The organism is Vibrio azureus, assembly GCF_002849855.1.
Classification (GTDB): domain Bacteria; phylum Pseudomonadota; class Gammaproteobacteria; order Enterobacterales; family Vibrionaceae; genus Vibrio; species Vibrio azureus.
In genome coordinates this window covers 1,262,331-1,278,897 of record NZ_CP018616.1, presented here as the reverse complement: position 1 = coordinate 1,278,897, position 16,567 = coordinate 1,262,331, and the positions used below count along the sequence as shown (strand labels likewise).

Annotated in this window: 18 protein-coding genes; 1 reads left to right on the top strand and 17 read right to left on the bottom strand. The window is 40.8% G+C overall.

All coding sequences use genetic code 11. From position 1 onward, the window contains the following. Positions 1-448: 448 nt before the first annotated feature. The 15 genes from pheT to BS333_RS05805 form a co-directional block, all read right to left on the bottom strand. A complete protein-coding gene (pheT, locus tag BS333_RS05885; RefSeq protein WP_021708020.1) occupies positions 449-2,854 on the bottom strand; it encodes a phenylalanine--tRNA ligase subunit beta in 2,406 nt (801 codons plus the stop codon). Positions 2,855-2,872: 18 nt separating this feature from the next. Beyond that, a complete protein-coding gene (pheS, locus tag BS333_RS05880) occupies positions 2,873-3,856 on the bottom strand; it encodes a phenylalanine--tRNA ligase subunit alpha (protein WP_021708019.1) in 984 nt (327 codons plus the stop codon). A 235-nt stretch (positions 3,857-4,091) separates the two neighbouring features. Beyond that, positions 4,092-4,913 carry a helix-turn-helix domain-containing protein gene (locus BS333_RS05875; protein ID WP_021708018.1) on the bottom strand — a complete coding sequence of 274 codons (822 nt, stop codon included), beginning with the start codon at positions 4,911-4,913 and terminating at the stop codon, positions 4,092-4,094. A gap of 580 nt (positions 4,914-5,493) precedes the next feature. Then, the gene (rplT, locus tag BS333_RS05865) at positions 5,494-5,847 is read right to left on the bottom strand and encodes a 50S ribosomal protein L20 (protein ID WP_009841742.1); all 354 of its coding nucleotides are present in this window, start codon (positions 5,845-5,847) and stop codon (positions 5,494-5,496) included. Between the two features lie 40 nt (positions 5,848-5,887). Next, positions 5,888-6,082, bottom strand: a complete 195-nt coding sequence (rpmI, locus tag BS333_RS05860) for a 50S ribosomal protein L35 (RefSeq protein ID WP_004401085.1) — start codon at positions 6,080-6,082, stop codon at positions 5,888-5,890. 124 nt (positions 6,083-6,206) lie between these two features. Continuing rightward, positions 6,207-6,758: a translation initiation factor IF-3 gene (gene infC / locus BS333_RS05855; protein WP_081638533.1), complete on the bottom strand. Its 552-nt coding sequence runs from the start codon at positions 6,756-6,758 to the stop codon at positions 6,207-6,209. Between the two features lie 3 nt (positions 6,759-6,761). Next, complete coding sequence (gene thrS, locus BS333_RS05850) at positions 6,762-8,690, bottom strand: threonine--tRNA ligase (RefSeq protein WP_021708016.1); 1,929 nt, start codon at positions 8,688-8,690, stop codon at positions 6,762-6,764. A 633-nt stretch (positions 8,691-9,323) separates the two neighbouring features. Further along, positions 9,324-9,851 (bottom strand): hypothetical protein, encoded by a 528-nt coding sequence (locus tag BS333_RS05845; RefSeq protein ID WP_021708015.1) that lies wholly within the window; start codon positions 9,849-9,851, stop codon positions 9,324-9,326. Between the two features lie 439 nt (positions 9,852-10,290). Beyond that, positions 10,291-10,707 carry a GFA family protein gene (locus BS333_RS05835; RefSeq protein ID WP_021708014.1) on the bottom strand — a complete coding sequence of 139 codons (417 nt, stop codon included), beginning with the start codon at positions 10,705-10,707 and terminating at the stop codon, positions 10,291-10,293. 51 nt (positions 10,708-10,758) lie between these two features. Further along, entirely contained in the window at positions 10,759-11,127 is a 369-nt protein-coding gene (locus tag BS333_RS05830; RefSeq protein ID WP_021708013.1) for a VOC family protein, read from the bottom strand. Between the two features lie 270 nt (positions 11,128-11,397). Beyond that, on the bottom strand, positions 11,398-11,838 hold the full coding sequence (locus tag BS333_RS05825; RefSeq protein WP_021708012.1) for an NADAR family protein: 441 nt from the start codon (positions 11,836-11,838) through the stop codon (positions 11,398-11,400). A 263-nt stretch (positions 11,839-12,101) separates the two neighbouring features. Then, complete coding sequence (locus tag BS333_RS05820) at positions 12,102-12,632, bottom strand: phospholipase D-like domain-containing protein (RefSeq protein ID WP_021708011.1); 531 nt, start codon at positions 12,630-12,632, stop codon at positions 12,102-12,104. 147 nt (positions 12,633-12,779) lie between these two features. Further along, positions 12,780-13,202 (bottom strand): hypothetical protein, encoded by a 423-nt coding sequence (locus tag BS333_RS05815; protein ID WP_021708010.1) that lies wholly within the window; start codon positions 13,200-13,202, stop codon positions 12,780-12,782. A 297-nt stretch (positions 13,203-13,499) separates the two neighbouring features. Continuing rightward, the gene (locus BS333_RS05810; protein ID WP_021708009.1) at positions 13,500-13,808 is read right to left on the bottom strand and encodes a hypothetical protein; all 309 of its coding nucleotides are present in this window, start codon (positions 13,806-13,808) and stop codon (positions 13,500-13,502) included. 110 nt (positions 13,809-13,918) lie between these two features. After that, positions 13,919-14,254, bottom strand: a complete 336-nt coding sequence (locus BS333_RS05805; protein WP_227739136.1) for an Imm8 family immunity protein — start codon at positions 14,252-14,254, stop codon at positions 13,919-13,921. A 251-nt stretch (positions 14,255-14,505) separates the two neighbouring features. On the opposite strand from BS333_RS05805, the gene BS333_RS05800 reads away from it, so the two are divergent. Next, positions 14,506-14,943 carry a T6SS immunity protein Tdi1 domain-containing protein gene (locus tag BS333_RS05800; RefSeq protein WP_021708007.1) on the top strand — a complete coding sequence of 146 codons (438 nt, stop codon included), beginning with the start codon at positions 14,506-14,508 and terminating at the stop codon, positions 14,941-14,943. A gap of 75 nt (positions 14,944-15,018) precedes the next feature. On the opposite strand, the gene BS333_RS05795 is transcribed toward BS333_RS05800, so the two are convergent. Together BS333_RS05795 and BS333_RS05790 are read right to left on the bottom strand one after the other, a co-directional pair. Then, positions 15,019-15,498: a GNAT family N-acetyltransferase gene (locus tag BS333_RS05795; protein ID WP_050568036.1), complete on the bottom strand. Its 480-nt coding sequence runs from the start codon at positions 15,496-15,498 to the stop codon at positions 15,019-15,021. 225 nt (positions 15,499-15,723) lie between these two features. Next, a complete protein-coding gene (locus BS333_RS05790) occupies positions 15,724-16,467 on the bottom strand; it encodes a sporulation protein (RefSeq protein ID WP_021708005.1) in 744 nt (247 codons plus the stop codon). Between the last annotated feature and the right edge of the window lie 100 nt (positions 16,468-16,567).

Sequence of the window (16,567 nt, the reverse complement as noted above, 5' to 3'; positions counted from 1 at the left end):
GCAGTTTTACCCTACTAATTCAACAACATATCGGGTTTACTTTTGGAAGTGTATGTCAAGCTTATGATTTTCGCCAACTTTTTTCTTTCCTAATATACCCACAAAAGGAAAATGGGCAAGTTTTAAGTACTGCATAATATACAAATTAGAGAATAATGTAATTCAAATTTGGAATTTTTAGACTAAAGACCCACAAAAAGAAGAACTGCAAGATATAAAACTATTTAATAGAAATATCAAATTTGCTTTTTAAAATTCGTTTTATTACGACTTTTATCGTTTTTATGTTTCAAAAATACTCTTAATCACTCTTTAATCGCATTTACTGTCGCAATTTTTCACAAAATCAAACTGACAAATTGCAGCCAATTTTAGTGACTATAACTATAAAAAAACCCTACCAGATTGGCAGGGCTCTTATATCAATAGGTATTATCACTAAATAAGGCTAGTCACGCAGAGACGCACCAAACTTCTCAGATACGTGTGCAACAATAGCGTCAACCGCACCAGCGATGTCAGCATCCTCAAGCGTACGTTCAACTGATTGTAGAGTCAGAGCGATTGCTAAGCTCTTCTTACCTTCTTCTACGCCTTTGCCTACGTATACGTCGAACAACTTGGCATCTTTCAGGAATTCACCACCTTGTTCTAGACATGCTGCAACGATGTCACCTGAAGCAACAACATCGTCAACAACCACAGCGATGTCACGACGGTTTGATGGGAACTTGGAAAGCTGTACTGCTTCTGGAATCACCTTAGTGTTGATCGCAGACCATTCAACTTCAAATACGATAGTGCGGCCGTTTAGACCAAACTTACGCTCAAGTTCTGGATGAACAGTACCAATGACACCTACCTGCTTGCCATCGACGATGATAGCTGCAGATTGACCAGGGTGAAGCGCTGGGTTCGCTGCTTTATCTTCGGAAGAAAGCGCAGCAAAAGAGTAAGCGACTTCGTTAGCAGTGAGCTCGAGAACAGCTTCTAGGTCACCTTTAAGATCAAAGAAATCTACCGTATTCGTTTCGATATCCCAGTGCTCTTCACTACGAGTACCTGCGATAACACCTGCAAGCATAGGCTCTTGGCGCATACCGTTTTCAGCCGACTCACATGGGATAAAGCGTAGGCCGTATTCGAATAAACGCACGCGTGGCTGCTGACGTTTCTGGTTGTGAACAACCGTGTTAAGCAGGCCTTGGATTAAGCCTAAACGCATTGCTGACATATCCGCAGAGATTGGGAATGGCAGGATGAGTGGCTCAATACCTGGAACAACAAGCTTTTGCTGCTCTGGCTCAACGAAGCTGTAAGTGATAGCTTCTTGGTAACCGCGGTCAACAAGTAGATTACGGACACGCTTTAGCGGAATATTTGCTTCAACGTGGTCATGCATCTTAAGTGCAGCTGCTGGGTTTTGGTTAGGAATGTTATCATAACCGTATATACGACCTACTTCTTCAATCAGGTCTTGCTCGATAGCAATATCGAAACGCCATGTTGGCGCGACTGCAACCCACCCTTCTTCAGCAGCTTCAACAGTCAAACCTAGACGCTCTAGGATTTCTACTACGTCAGCATCAGCAATGTGGTGACCCAGTAGGTTGTCCAGTTTAGTGCGACGAAGTGCAACTTTGTTTGGCTTAGGTAAATCTGCATCAGACTCAACAGCGACAACAGGCGCTACTTCACCACCACAAATCTCAGCAAGAAGCTGAGTTGCACGCTCCATTGCGCTCACTTGTAGTGCGTAATCCACACCACGCTCGAAACGCATTGAAGAATCAGTGTGAAGACCGTAGCTACGAGCGCGACCACGGATGTGGTCAGGTGCAAAGAAGGCACACTCTAGTAGAACGTCTTTAGTCTCAGTTGTTACACCAGACTCTTCACCACCAAAAATACCTGCGATTGCAAGTGCCTTGTTGTGGTCTGCTACTACTAATGTATCTGCGTTTAGTTCTGCTTCGCTACCGTCAAGAAGGGTTAACTTCTCACCTTGCTCTGCCATACGAACGACGATACCGCCGTCGATCTTCGCTAGATCGAACGCGTGCATTGGTTGGCCTTGCTCTAGAAGAACATAGTTAGTGATGTCGACTACAGGGTCGATAGAACGAATGCCACAACGACGCAGTTTTTCTTGCATCCATAGTGGTGTTTCAGCTTGAACATTTACGTTCTTAACTACACGACCAAGGTAACGTGGACACGCAGCTGGCGCTTTCACTTCGATAGAAACTTTATCATCGATTGAAGGTGCAACTGCTTCTACAGAAGGTTCTGTTACATCAGCGCGGTTTAGTACGCCAACTTCACGAGCTAAACCACGAATGCTGAAACAGTCCGCGCGGTTTGCTGTTAGGTCTACGTCTACCGTTACGTCGTCTAAGCCTAGGAGTTCACGGAAATCGGTACCGATTACTGCGTCTTCTGCGAGTTCCATGATGCCGTCTGACTCAACGTCGATACCCAGTTCAGTGAATGAACAAAGCATGCCGTGAGAAGGCTGGCCACGTAGTTTCGCTTTTTTGATTTTGAAATCGCCTGGAAGAACAGCACCAACTGTTGCTACTGCTACTTTCAGACCTTGGCGACAGTTGTGCGCGCCACAAACGATGTCTAGAAGCTCTTCTTCACCCACGTCAACTTTAGTTACACGCAGCTTGTCTGCATCTGGGTGTTGACCACATTCAACAACGTGACCAACTTTAACGCCGTTGAACGAACCTGCTACAGGTAGCACGTCATCAACTTCTAGACCCGCCATTGTAATTTGGTGAGTAAGCTCGTCAGTGGTAATCGAAGGACTAACCCACTCACGAAGCCATGATTCGCTGAATTTCATAGTGATTTATCCCCTGGATTACTTGAACTGTTTTAGGAAACGAAGATCGTTCTCGAAGAACGCGCGTAGGTCGTTTACGCCGTAACGAAGCATTGTTAGACGCTCAACACCCATACCGAACGCGAAGCCAGAGTATTTTTCAGGATCGATGCCTACGCTACGTAGTACGTTCGGGTGAACCATACCGCAGCCTAGTACTTCTAGCCATTTACCATTTTTACCCATCACGTCGACTTCAGCTGAAGGCTCAGTGAACGGGAAGTAAGATGGACGGAAACGCACTTCTACTTCCTCTTCGAAGAAGTTACATAGGAAATCGTGCAGAATGCCTTTCAGTTGTGCGAAGTTTACGTTCTCATCAACCAGCATACCTTCCACTTGGTGGAACATTGGTGTGTGCGTTTGGTCGTAGTCGTTACGGTATACACGACCTGGTGCGATGAAACGGAATGGCGGTTTACCATTTTCCATCGTACGGATCTGCACGCCTGACGTATGAGTGCGAAGCATCAAATCTGGATTGAAGAAGAAAGTATCGTGGTCAGTACGTGCTGGGTGATCAGCCGCAATATTGAGCGCATCAAAGTTATGGAATGCATCTTCGATTTCTGGACCAGACTCTGTGTTAAAGCCTAGTTCACCAAAGAACTTCTCAATACGCTCAACAGTACGAGTAACTGGGTGTAGACCACCGTTCTCAATACGACGACCCGGTAGTGTCACATCGATCGTTTCTGCTGCAAGCTTCGCTTCTAGCTCTGCACGTTGTAATGCATCTTTACGAGCTGCAATAGCTTGCTGAACAACGCCTTTCGCTTTGTTGATCTCTTGACCCGCTTCACGACGTTCTTCTGGTGGTAGTTTACCTAGGCTTTGAAGTTGAGCAGTAAGCTCGCCCTTTTTGCCTAGATACTGAACACGCACTTCATCAAGTGCGACTAGCGACTGCGCAGCTTCAATTGCTGTGCTCGCATTAGCAATGATCTCTTCTAGATGTTGCATCGTTTCCTCATCTACCTACTGGTAGTATCCATAAGGGAGTGATTGGTTTTTTTGATAGCTGTACATAGTAGCCAAACCTGCCACCAAAGCCAAATTGAATTGCGAAAACTAACGGTTATTGAGTAAAAAGAATGCAGAATTTGCTCCTTTATCGTTTGAATCTCTTTAAATTACCAAAAGGAACAATAGCCAGTAAAATAATCCACGTGATTATAAGTCCTAAGAGCTGGCTCAATTAGAGGCTCAACTTACTATTTTGCACCAGCTTTTCTCGAGAAGAAGCCATAAATTCGCAAAATTCAGTCATAAAGTCAGCGTTGGTGTTTTTTATCCCGTTTGAAAACGTTATGGGCTCATGAGGACTAACCAACATAAAGATATTGGCGAACTGAGTGGCATCCATCTCTTCTGCTGATATATTTTCGGTGTGATAGTTGAGTATTTCTTGCGAAAACTGTTTTTCCAGGCTCAACAATTGATCTTCGGTGACCTTCATACGTGACAAAACAACACGAGCGCTTTTATCTTGATTTAAAGCCTGTTCCGTAAGAATTTCGGTATAACGTTGGCTCAGCTGTGAGTTATCCGCATAACGATAGAACAACGACCCTTGTAGAGTAATACTCTCTTTTCCTTCCACTTTAACTAAATCCAACATGCTGAGCGCTTTAAGGTAATCAGCCATGCTACGCTCATTTAAGTGGTATTTATTCATCAATGTTGAATAGCTGTTGTTGTCCCGTAGTACTCTTAGCTCTTGATAGAAATCATATAATTCAGGGTATTGTAAAAAAGCACGATCTTGAGTGTGACTGAAGTAGTTTTGATCTTCGGTAACAAGCTGCAACGCTATCTTCTGCAATTCACTCAACGAACAATCCACAACACGACAATATTCTAATAGCCTATCGATCGTTAAATTCGTACTGCTCATGTGTCGCTTGAACGTTGATAATGGTGTCCCTACACTCTCCGATATGCTTCGATATGTAAGGCCTTTAGTTTTAATGACTTGCCTCAGCGCTGCCAGTAAATATTCAGGCGTCAATTCTCCCATTTCTCGTCTCCCTAGTTAACATCCTGTCTAACCGAAATACGCCCCTATACCCAAAAGTTCTAAACATGCTTCCAAAGAGCAAGTATCTTGAGATTAATTGGCTATAAACACATCAAAACCTGCTTCACTTATTTCAGTAAATTTCCACGTCTGAACCACACCTTATCAAGTTAATAATCAAAATGCATATTCACTCAGAGCCAAACTAAGGGAAGACGACTTTTATCAGGCTAAAATTAACACAAACTTTAGTATTTAGAATTGCAAGATAATAAAATATTAACGTTTAAAGCCATAATTTAACCTAATTTAAACATCAAACTCTAAATTTAAAAAATGTAAAAATGCTTAAAGATTCACATAATTTGGAAGTCTACCCAACTAGGTTTAAGTAACATCAAGGTATCTGGAGCGACATACTCAGATAGACTCGAAAACGAGGCACTGAAGAATGAAGAATGAAGAATGAAGAATGAAGAATGAAAAATGAAAAATGAAAAGTAGAAAATAAATAAGAGAGAAAAGAAAACAAAAAAGGAGAGCATATGCCCTCCTTTTCTTAACCTAAAACTGCTTTAAATTAAAGAGCAGCTTTCGCTTTTTCAACTAGTACAGCAAATGCTGATTTGTCGAATACTGCGATGTCGGCTAGGATCTTACGATCGATCTCGATAGATGCTTTCTTAAGACCGTTGATGAAACGGCTGTAAGATAGACCATTTTGACGAGATGCTGCGTTGATACGTGCAATCCAAAGTTGACGGAATTGACGTTTCTTAGCGCGACGGTCACGGTAAGCGTATTGACCGGCTTTAGTAACTGCTTGGAAAGCTACGCGGTAAACACGTGAACGTGCTCCGTAGTAACCTTTAGCTTGTTTTAGAACTTTCTTATGACGTGCACGAGCTTGTACACCACGTTTTACGCGAGGCATTATGCTTCTCCTAAACTAAACGATTGATAACTAAAAAGAATTAAGCGTATGGCATCATACGAACAACTGCAGCCACTTCACACTTAGGAAGGATTGCATTTGGACGAAGCTGACGCTTGTTCTTAGTAGTACGCTTAGTCAAGATGTGACGTTTTGTAGCGTGCTTGTACTTAATACCACCAGCAGTTTTCTTGAAACGCTTAGCAGCACCTTTGTTGGTTTTCATCTTAGGCATGATGAATAACTCCGCATTGTAGTAGTTTAACAAACAATGTAATTAGGGCGAATAAAGACCGAGCCACTATACCTTTTATTAGAAAGGAAGGCGGCTAGATCTTAATTACTTGATGAGCCGTTAATTACTTCTTTTTAGGGGCCAACACCATGATCATCTGGCGACCTTCAATTCTGCTTGGGAAAGATTCTACTACAGCAAAATCTACAGTATCTTCTTTCAAGCGGTTTAGAACGTCAACACCGATGTCTTGGTGAGCCATTTCACGGCCACGGAAGCGAATTGTTACCTTCACTTTGTTGCCGTCTTCTAGGAAACGCGTCAGGTTGCGTAGTTTTACCTGATAGTCTCCAATATCAGTTCCAGGACGGAATTTTATTTCCTTGATCTGAACCTGTTTTTGCTTCTTCTTCTGCTCTTTCGCAGACTTGCTCTTCTCGAAGAGGAATTTGCCGTAGTCCATCACACGACACACTGGCGGCTCAGCGTTAGGACTGATTTCCACAAGATCCATGCCTGCTTCTTCAGCAGCTGCGATCGCCTCTTGAATCGATACAACACCAACGGATTCTCCATCAGCGCCTGTTAGTCGAACTTCACGAACGCCACGAATTTCACCGTTTATACGGTGTGGGTTTTGTTTTACCGGCTGTTGGCCGCGTCTTCCGCCTTTAATAGCTTATTCCTCCAGATTGAGCTTACGGCTTGAGATCTCGTCTTGGATGTATGAGATAAAATCATCCACTTTAAACTTGCCAAGATCTTTACCTTTGCGAGTACGAACTGCAATTTCGCCAGCTTCCATTTCTTGGTCACCAACGACAAGCATATATGGTACACGCTTCAAAGTGTGTTCGCGGATTTTAAAGCCAATCTTCTCATTTCTCAAGTCCGCTTTTGCTCTAATTCCACTTTTTTGTAGTTTTTGTACAACTTCTTGAACATAATCTGACTGTTTATCAGTAATATTCATAAGAACAGCTTGCTCTGGCGCCAACCAAGTTGGGAAGAAACCAGCATATTCTTCAATTAGGATACCAATGAAACGCTCAAGCGAACCAAGAATTGCTCGGTGAATCATCACCGGAACAAGACGTTCATTGTTTTCACCTACGTAAGTCGCACCTAAACGATTCGGTAGGTTGAAGTCTAACTGAACTGTACCGCACTGCCAAGCACGATCTAAGCAATCGTACAAAGTAAATTCAATTTTAGGTCCATAGAATGCGCCCTCACCTTCTTGAATCTCGTATGGGATTTCCATCGCTTCAAGAGATTGCTTGAGTGCTTCTTCAGATTGATCCCAGATTTCATCTGAACCAACACGTTTTTCAGGACGAGTAGACAGCTTAACAACGATGTTATCAAAACCAAACGTTTGATATGTATCGTATACCATCTTGATGCAGCTCGTCACTTCTTCTTGAATTTGGCTCTCAGTACAGAAAATATGAGCATCATCCTGAGTAAAGCCACGCACACGCATAATACCGTGCAATGCGCCTGATGGTTCGTTACGGTGACATGAGCCAAACTCTGCCATACGTAGCGGTAGATCACGGTACGATTTTAGACCTTGGTTAAAGATCTGTACGTGACCTGGGCAGTTCATTGGCTTCAATGCGTATTCACGGTTTTCTGAAGAGGTTGTGAACATGGCATCTGCGTATTTGTCCCAGTGACCAGAACGTTCCCAAAGAACACGATCCATAATAAGTGGACCTTTTACCTCTTGGTAACCATATTCATCCAGCTTAGAACGCACAAACATTTCAAGGTCACGGAAGATAGACCAACCATTATGATGCCAGAAAACCATACCTGGTGCTTCTTGCTGCATATGGAATAAATCTAACTGCTTGCCTAGTTTACGGTGGTCACGCTTCGCGGCTTCTTCAAGACGAGTCAGGTGCGCTTTTAATGCTTTCTTATCGTGGAAAGCTGTACCGTAGATACGTTGCAGCATTTTATTATCGCTGTTACCACGCCAGTAAGCACCAGCCACATTCATTAGAGTGAAATGCTGACAAAAACCCATGTTTGGTACATGTGGACCACGACACATGTCGATGTATTCTTCGTGATGATACAGACCAGGACGATCGTCACGGGAAACATTTTCGTCAAGAATTTCTACTTTATAAGGTTCACCACGCGATTCAAAGGTATCGCGTGCTTCCTGCCAGCTCACTTTTTTCTTAACAACTTCGTACTTGGTTTTCGCAAGCTCTTTCATGCGCTTTTCAATCTTTTCAAGATCGTCTTGCGTAAGAGACTCATCTAGATCGATGTCGTAGTAAAAACCGTTGTCGATGGTTGGACCGATCGCCATTTTAGCTTGAGGGTACAACTGCTTAAGAGCGTGACCAAGAAGGTGAGCACAAGAGTGACGAACAATTTCTAGACCGTCTACTTCATCTTTTACAGTGATGATTTCTAGGCTTGCATCTTCTTCAATAAGATCACACGCATCAACACGGTTACCGTTAACACGACCAGCAATCGTTGCTTTCGCAAGACCAGGACCGATCGATTGCGCAACTTCCATTGTTGAAACTGGGTTGTCGAATTGACGCTGACTGCCGTCAGGAAGAGTAATAATAGGCATGCTATGTCCTTTACAGTGGTGTTGCACACCAAGCAACACATGAAAGTAAATTAATATATTAATTTCAATGGGTTAAGAAACCCATGAGAGAGATATACGTAAAAAATGGTACAAATTTGGTACAAATACAGATGCACACTTATTTATCCCAAATGCATTGTAACGCATTAACATGAAATGACAATAATGGATTGAGGTCGAGGCGTTATGAATTCTTCAAGTAGCAGTCTGTTGTATGAAGAGCCGCTAAAGGGTCAAAGGTATGTGTAAAGTTCTTGAGAGCAGTGCACTGCCTATTATTTGGGGTCCCTCTAACTTCGCATTTGAAACACAGACTTTTATCTCAAAATGACTATTTACACTTGATTTACCTGTGAGATGCACAAACTAAATTATCCAAAGGGAACCGTGCTCCGTGGTATATGACTGGGCGATGACTCCCAACCTTACTTCGCGCAAGGCGAACAGTAGTTAGCCCATGTACGTCATCTCTAAATACTGCTGTATGAAATATTAATGTTGTAGGTGCTATTAAGTAATGTTTGATTTGAACTATTCGGAAATTTACTATTAATGACTGAAAAAGGTGACCATTTGGCCACCTAGATTTCAATAATTATTGACACCCAAAATCTAAACTGCATTTCTAACAGCAATAATATCTTCTTCAGACAAATCTATAATATCAATTTTAACAAGAGAGTCATCGAGTCCAAGGCCAAACAGAATGTTACTGTTTTTTATATATTTTACTGGTTCAACCTTTGGTATGATTGAAACTGAAAGGTAGTTTTGACCTAGTTCTAAGTCAAGGTCAACATTGAACTCATCAATAAACCTGCTTGAATCATCATCTGAAGCCTGTTTAACCCATGGAGATAGATCGAAGGTAGGAAGCCCATCAACTTCTGAAACATACTCTATATAGGAGTTGCTTATCTCACGGAGGTTTTTTACATTTACACTTGTTAATGTAATACTATTTACTGCACCAGAGTCCCTATCTAAGCCAATCTCCATTAATGAACGTCTACCATCACCCACCCTCCAGTAGTTAGGTGCAAATATTGATTCGAAATCAAAATTAACATCAAAAGGAATGTATTCGTCAAACACCACTGAAGCGGCAGTACGTTGTATTTTTTCTTTAAATTTTAACATTATTTAATCATCGCATGTTTTATTATAGGGTACTTATCCCCTTCTTTACCTTCACCGAAAATAAACTCCCAAGGTCCTGAATATATAAATTCATAATGTTCAAATGGATAGGCTAAACGTTCTTTCTCTAGTGATAATGTCGGACGTTAATCTAAAACTAATTTCATCTTGGTTATATATTTATAAAACAGGTTAGAAATTCAAGCAGTTCTTGATGCAGCGTTACGCATCACACTCAATCAAAGCTCGACTGAATTCTTCATAAAATACGTTTAAGGGTACAAAAAGACCGCTATTGTAGGCGGTCATTTAATAGTAATTCTATTGATATGTACTAGTGGATTGAGCAGACTGAATCGTTGTGGAAATCAGCTCTTCAAATAGCTCAGGTTGTCCAGCTGAAATTAGCTTATCTTGGGACGTTTGCTATATATCGTATTTAAATCTTATTCGCAAAGTAAGCCATAATTTCCTCTGTGGTCATTTCCTTCGTCTCGTTGGAAAAGCAATAATAGCTCGGACGCATATCAATAAAGTATTGCATGTCCATTTTCAAGCCTTCTAAGTTTGGGAATAGACCTACTGGCATATTGAATTCACCTGTTTCTTTTAACTTATAAAACAGATGAGTACCACATTCAATACAGAACCCACGAGAAGCCCAAGATGAAGATTTGTACATTTTTACTTTGTTTTCACCCTCTATTTTCACCTGAGTTCCACATTTAACTGCGAAAAATGGAGCTCCTCCCCAAGTTCGGCACGACTGGCAATGACAAACCGTGAAGCTAGGGTTGATGTTTTCTGCTGTAATTTTTACAGAACCACAAAGACAGCTAGTTTCTGAATAAGGCATTAAATTTCTCCTGAAATGATAAAAAATTTTTAGGAATGAGAGGTACTGAGCCTACATTGTGACTGCTTCAATTTTATTTCCATCCTGATCTCGAATAAATGCAGCATAAGAGGTTTCACCAAACTCTGACCGAAACACCTGCTTACCTTCGCATGTACTACCTAGGTCTATTGCAGTAGCATAGAATTCTTCAACAGATTCTTTAGAAGATGCATTAAAAGCTATATGTAATCCATTACTTGGAGTCGCTTTTCCTTCACAAGGGCTACCAACCCAAAACTCAAAGTTTTCACCATAAGCAGCAGCAATATTTTCTATATAGTGAGTACGATTTATGGAAAATACAGAAAGAACCGAATCGTAAAAATTAACGGCTCTTATTAAATCAGATGTACCAATTGAGACATGATTTAAAATCATTTGAAGTCCTTTTTATTGTTAAAGATAATAAACTTTCCATGTCCGGAAAATGTTTATCGCATTCTAACAAGAACAACAACCACTGTATATAAAAACAGGCCCTGTAAATCATAAGCCTGGATTTACCTGCCAGTCACATTGCCTTGGCTTCGGAAGTTTCTGATGAATTCGCCAACTTGATGATAAAGGCCATGAACTAAGGAAAATACAAAGGAAGTAAGCTCGACTTAGAACTGCGTGAAAAGACAGTAGCACCTTGAATCTTATTTGTTATGTATTTTTTAGCTCGTCTCGTAGTTGCATTAATAACTCACCTAACCGATTTTTGCCCTTACCATTTGAACCAATTCCCCAATATTTGTCATAGGGAGAATTCTCGATTAATTTCTTTTTTCCAGTTTTTAAAAGCAATTCTCGCAACTCTGGTATTGAGAATTTGGCTCTCAAACCCTCTATCATGACCTGTTCTTTAACTTGTTCCCAATCACTTCGAATGGGCATCTTGCGACTCTGACCAAGATCTTTAGCCTGTTTAGGAGACCCTGAGTTGAGTATCTTTTCAAATTGAGTAGTGCCTTCAAACTTCATAGCTTGAAAGTAATGTTCCATCGTTTTCCAGCGATATCCATTCAGCTCAAAGCCAAATCCCGCAAAGTTTGATAGTTCCCAATACTTGTCTTCTCGATTAAAGAAGTAAATTTCCTTAGCCATGATCTCCGCTTATGCATAACGCCCAAAGCAGGCACCAAATACTGGAGCTTTGTTTTTGTACGAGTATTTTCCCGAACCAAAAACGAAGTGGAGAGTATTTGGATGTTATTACTTTGCTTGTTATTTTTTATCGATTAATAGGGGTTTGTACACTTTTCGAGCATGCCTTGCTTATCAATATCTCTTAGTGCTGCGTTGATGATTGACTCCGATATTTGTGGGCGATTGAAGAAGAGCGTAAACCGTTCGGCGAGATTGTTTTGTTAAGCCCCATATGATTCTCGATACTTATCAAGGTATGGCAAAAATTCATTGTACTTACTCGCTATGCTTTGAATGACATCATCGAACCTTGTTTTAACTTCATCACATTGTGTTTTTTCTAATTTCTCAGAGAAGTCTGTGTCTTCAATATCGTTCAGCATATAGTAGAAGTACGAACAGTCTTCCCGCGCATAATTCCCATCCGTATACTCTCCACATTCTCGAAGAAAAGTAGCCCAAGATATTTCATTTCTTTTATATCGAAGCCATTGACTTGCCACGAACTCGTCGTTACATGCCTCTAAATTAAAATGTTCGAACGGCTCTGAATAAGCATAAGAATTTAGATGTGTAATAGCAGTCTGAGTGTGCTTGGTTGCCGCCAATTCTAATACCCATAAATCTGGTTCATCTTCAAGCATTATACGCTCATCTACCCAGCACATGTAATGCTTATAGTATAAAAGCCCTGCCTCCAGCATCGTTGCAATTGTTACTGCGTCCCTTTTTGATATTGCTTTTTCTAGCATGATAATTCCTCTGGCTTAAAACCGTTATCAGCGGCAAATTTGTTGTTCTGATAGCTGTGCAATAATCGCGAAGCCATGCAAAGCTGACGCAACGAAAAGGCTGTCCAAGGAGCAAAGCGACTGTTGTCGGCTGATCTTATTACGAGTTTAGTCATGGAAGGACTTCAAACTTGCCGCTTTTATATACGGCGTAAGAGCTTCCACGGCACCGTTGTTTTTGTGCCAGATAACGTACGTGTAATCCCACTCTTCACATATGACACACCCCAACTCCGGAATTACTAACTTTGTGAATTTTGAAGCACCTTTATTCATGCTTTCTTCATAACTCGAAAGAACTGAATTTATGTCTGTAACTTCTGTAATCGACTGCAATTCACAGTTTACAACTTCAAAAGAAAAGTCTTTAGCCAAACGTCTCAAAAAATCATTGAATTGGGACCACTCATTTTCAGTTACTTCATCTAGTTTGTGGTAATTTTCTTTACCAAGCCAGCCGCTCCAAAGGGATATAAACTCCTTGGAGTATTCAGTCCTAACTTCCCAATCTTCAAAATATTCGCTAAACATGATTTCTCGGTGACACGTAACATTTTATTTGTGCGCATGCGCGTTTTTTTAAACCTATAACCTCAAAGTAGCCCTTACCCTGTTTTTCAAACAGCTTAACTTCTAAATTACAAGATAACTTGTCGCTGTTAAGATAAGTTCCGACAACTCCGTCATTGGGTTCAGCAAGTACAGATATCGATAAAAGCCCCTAGAGAAGATAACTCACTTTCTTCACATTAACTCCTAGTACATGGTTGTTCTCGGATTTATATTTAGACCGTCATCACTTTATTTCAGTATCAACTAATGGTTCAGTTATGTTTGCAACTCAACTTTTGAACACCAAAACTCAGAATAACTGCCATCAATCCAACACTCTATACGAATTGTTCCAAAACCTCGTTGGGTATTTAACTCTTCAGATATAATTACCTTCTCTGACTGCAGCAAATTTGAGATGAAATCGAGATCGTCTATGCTCTCTATCTCGATACTTTTACACTCACTATCGCAATCAACTTGAAACCATAGTTTTAAGTCACCTTTAGCACTGGCTCTACTCGTTACTAAATTACTAACAAACCAGGGGCGTTCAAATTCAAATAATACCTGATAATTACTCATAGTTTCCCTAACGTTCCAACATGGTCGCTTAAATGCATGATTATAACCAGCGATACAGAAGCGCAGCCATGCGTTTTACGTCCTTGCTATCATTGGCTTGTGAGAGCTTTCTAAAACGGAAAACAACTCAAACTGGTCGGCCTAATTTGGCCAGAAAGCCTTGTAGCCACTTCTGCCCATGAATGACTGCCGTTTGCATGTAAAAGTAACTTTGAAACATGACACTTAATCACATTCCAATCAAACTCTTCAAGCACCAAGGTCGGTGGCATAAACGAATTAACGGCCCGATTCTCAATTGCCTTAGGAGAGGCCACATAGAATTCAAAAAATACGCTATCAACTTGATGATTTTCAAAGCACAAGTCTACTTCCATGAGAACATCAAACTCTTCCCAATCACTAGGGTAACCGGAAGTTGATGGTTCTAATTGATCACTTGATATTCTGAGTAATTCGATATTTATGATATCTCTAACATTCTATTCGTGCACATGCGCGTTTATCTCGTTGAATCAGTAAAAGCGTGTATGCTTAAGCAACTGAAAGTTAATAATTTATCAGAATCCTACCAAATATACAGCCATTTAGTTTAAAGGTTATAATGAGCAAACAAGCCTACAGAAAAAACGTTAAAACAATGTATATCTATTGATTGGATTCGGCCTTCGATTCGACGACTATAAAAGAAATATTTATGACAATTATTCAAGAGATTAAAGAAGCATGGGGATGGGTTGGTATAGAGCCTATTGAAATTGTTGGTGAGAACGACTTCGGCAACCTTATGATTGAAGATGTCAATGGTAGGTTCTGGCGACTGTGTCCAGAAGATGTTGATTGTAAGCTGGTAGCTAATAATCGAGATGAGCTTAATCTCTTATCAAAAGATCAAGAGTTTCTCGAAGATTGGTATATGCAACCCTTAGTTGAGAATGCAAAAGATCACTTGGGCGAATTGGGAATAGGTCAAAAGTATTGCCTCGCGATTCCCGGCGTACTCGGTGGAGTGTACGACCTATCTAACATTAAAGTCTCATCACTAATAGAAATTATACGTTTCTCTGGTTACCTCGGAAAGCAGATAGAAGACCTCCCTGATGGGACTCAGATCAAGCTCAAAGTGGTAGATTAAACGCAATATTATTGCCCAACTGATTAAGGGCAATATCTGTGCAATTCACGGTTTTGGTGACTTGGTGTAAAAATGTCACAACTCCCCTACCTCGGTAGTTAACGTCATGACAAAGTCGTTTGTTATGTTTGAATTTAAATGAATTTCCATTTCCACCAAGCCTTTAACTTCAGATGTTCTAACAAAGCCTCTTGACTCATACAGATTGAGCGCTGGGTTTTCACTAAACACACGTAAAACTAACTTAGTGGATTTACGACTGAGTGCATGCTCTACCACTAGATCTAGGCACTTAGTCCCAATTCCTCTACCTTGAAACTCCGGTAAAAGTTGAAAGTCTCTCAGAAAGGTCGTTTCGCCACTATAGCTAAAACGAAGAACGCCTACACGGGTTTGGTCTAGGTGAATCTCGTAGTTTTCTAGTTCTTCCCAACTGTTTAGAAACTGATTGTGATCCCAGATAACCCCACGAGTTAGATAATAATTTGCCATATTTGTCTTGGTTAAAGACTCTGCGAATAATGGGTCACTACCGATTTTAAGCTGTACTTCCATACCTTTCCTTCTGGCCATATGCATAACCCTTTCATACGGCTTTTGGCCAGTATCTTTTCATTTAGCTTATACCCAAGTCACCTAAGATGATCGGATATAGCAATTAATCACATCGGAGCTATGTCATAACAAACGCTTTCTCTGGCCATTCTCGCTTTGTAAATGAATAAAATGTCGAATGAACAAAAAAAGCGCCATTTAAGATGTCAGCCCTAATGTAGTGGCTTAAAGATTTAAAATCGGTCTTATCGCGGACGTAATTTGTGCTTCACTTGCATCTAGTGGTAACGAAAATGCACGGTATTGATCACCGGAAGTGCTGAAAGAGCGGTCTATCTCCGCTAAACAGTGAACCGTTTGGCCATCTAATATGAATGATAATTCGATTTCCTTTGTGGCAATAAAACCGCGATTACGAAACTCTAACTCTTGATAAATACCAGAACGAGAAGCAAATTGATCGCCTCGCAAGAAGCCTTTCTCAACATCCGCTTTAACCATATTAAAACCCGCTTGTTCAATCGCATTGATAACTTTTGCGACAACCGGTAATGGTTTGACTTCAATATAATCTCGATCACGAGGATCCATCGCGAAACTGATGTCTAACGTCGTTTCAACCCAAACATGGCACTGATTTTTTGCTGCATTGACCGCAGTGATTGGTGTTTCATCATGAAGATTAAGCTCAAAAGGTATCTGCTTTTCTTCGTTTGGCTGAATCACAAAAGGCTCGACAGCTTTTAATTGGTCAATCGTAAAGGTTTCGTACGACACACTGTCATCTGTCTCCACTTTCATCTCTGTATTGAGGTTCAGAGTAATCGCGTCGACCTGTTGCTCTACATCTCCGCCCTTAATTTGAATTGTACCGCGTAATGTTGAGCCTTGATAAACGCTCATTTCTTCTAAAACCGTATCAACTTTTGCAGCACCGATACCAAGTGAGGCTTTTAATTTTTTTAGCATATAACCCTTCTGTGACGACTGAATTTGTGTGAAGTTTTATCATATAAATTCGACCTAGCAAGGTTCCGTATTATTTGAACACATCATTCGTTTGTCCATG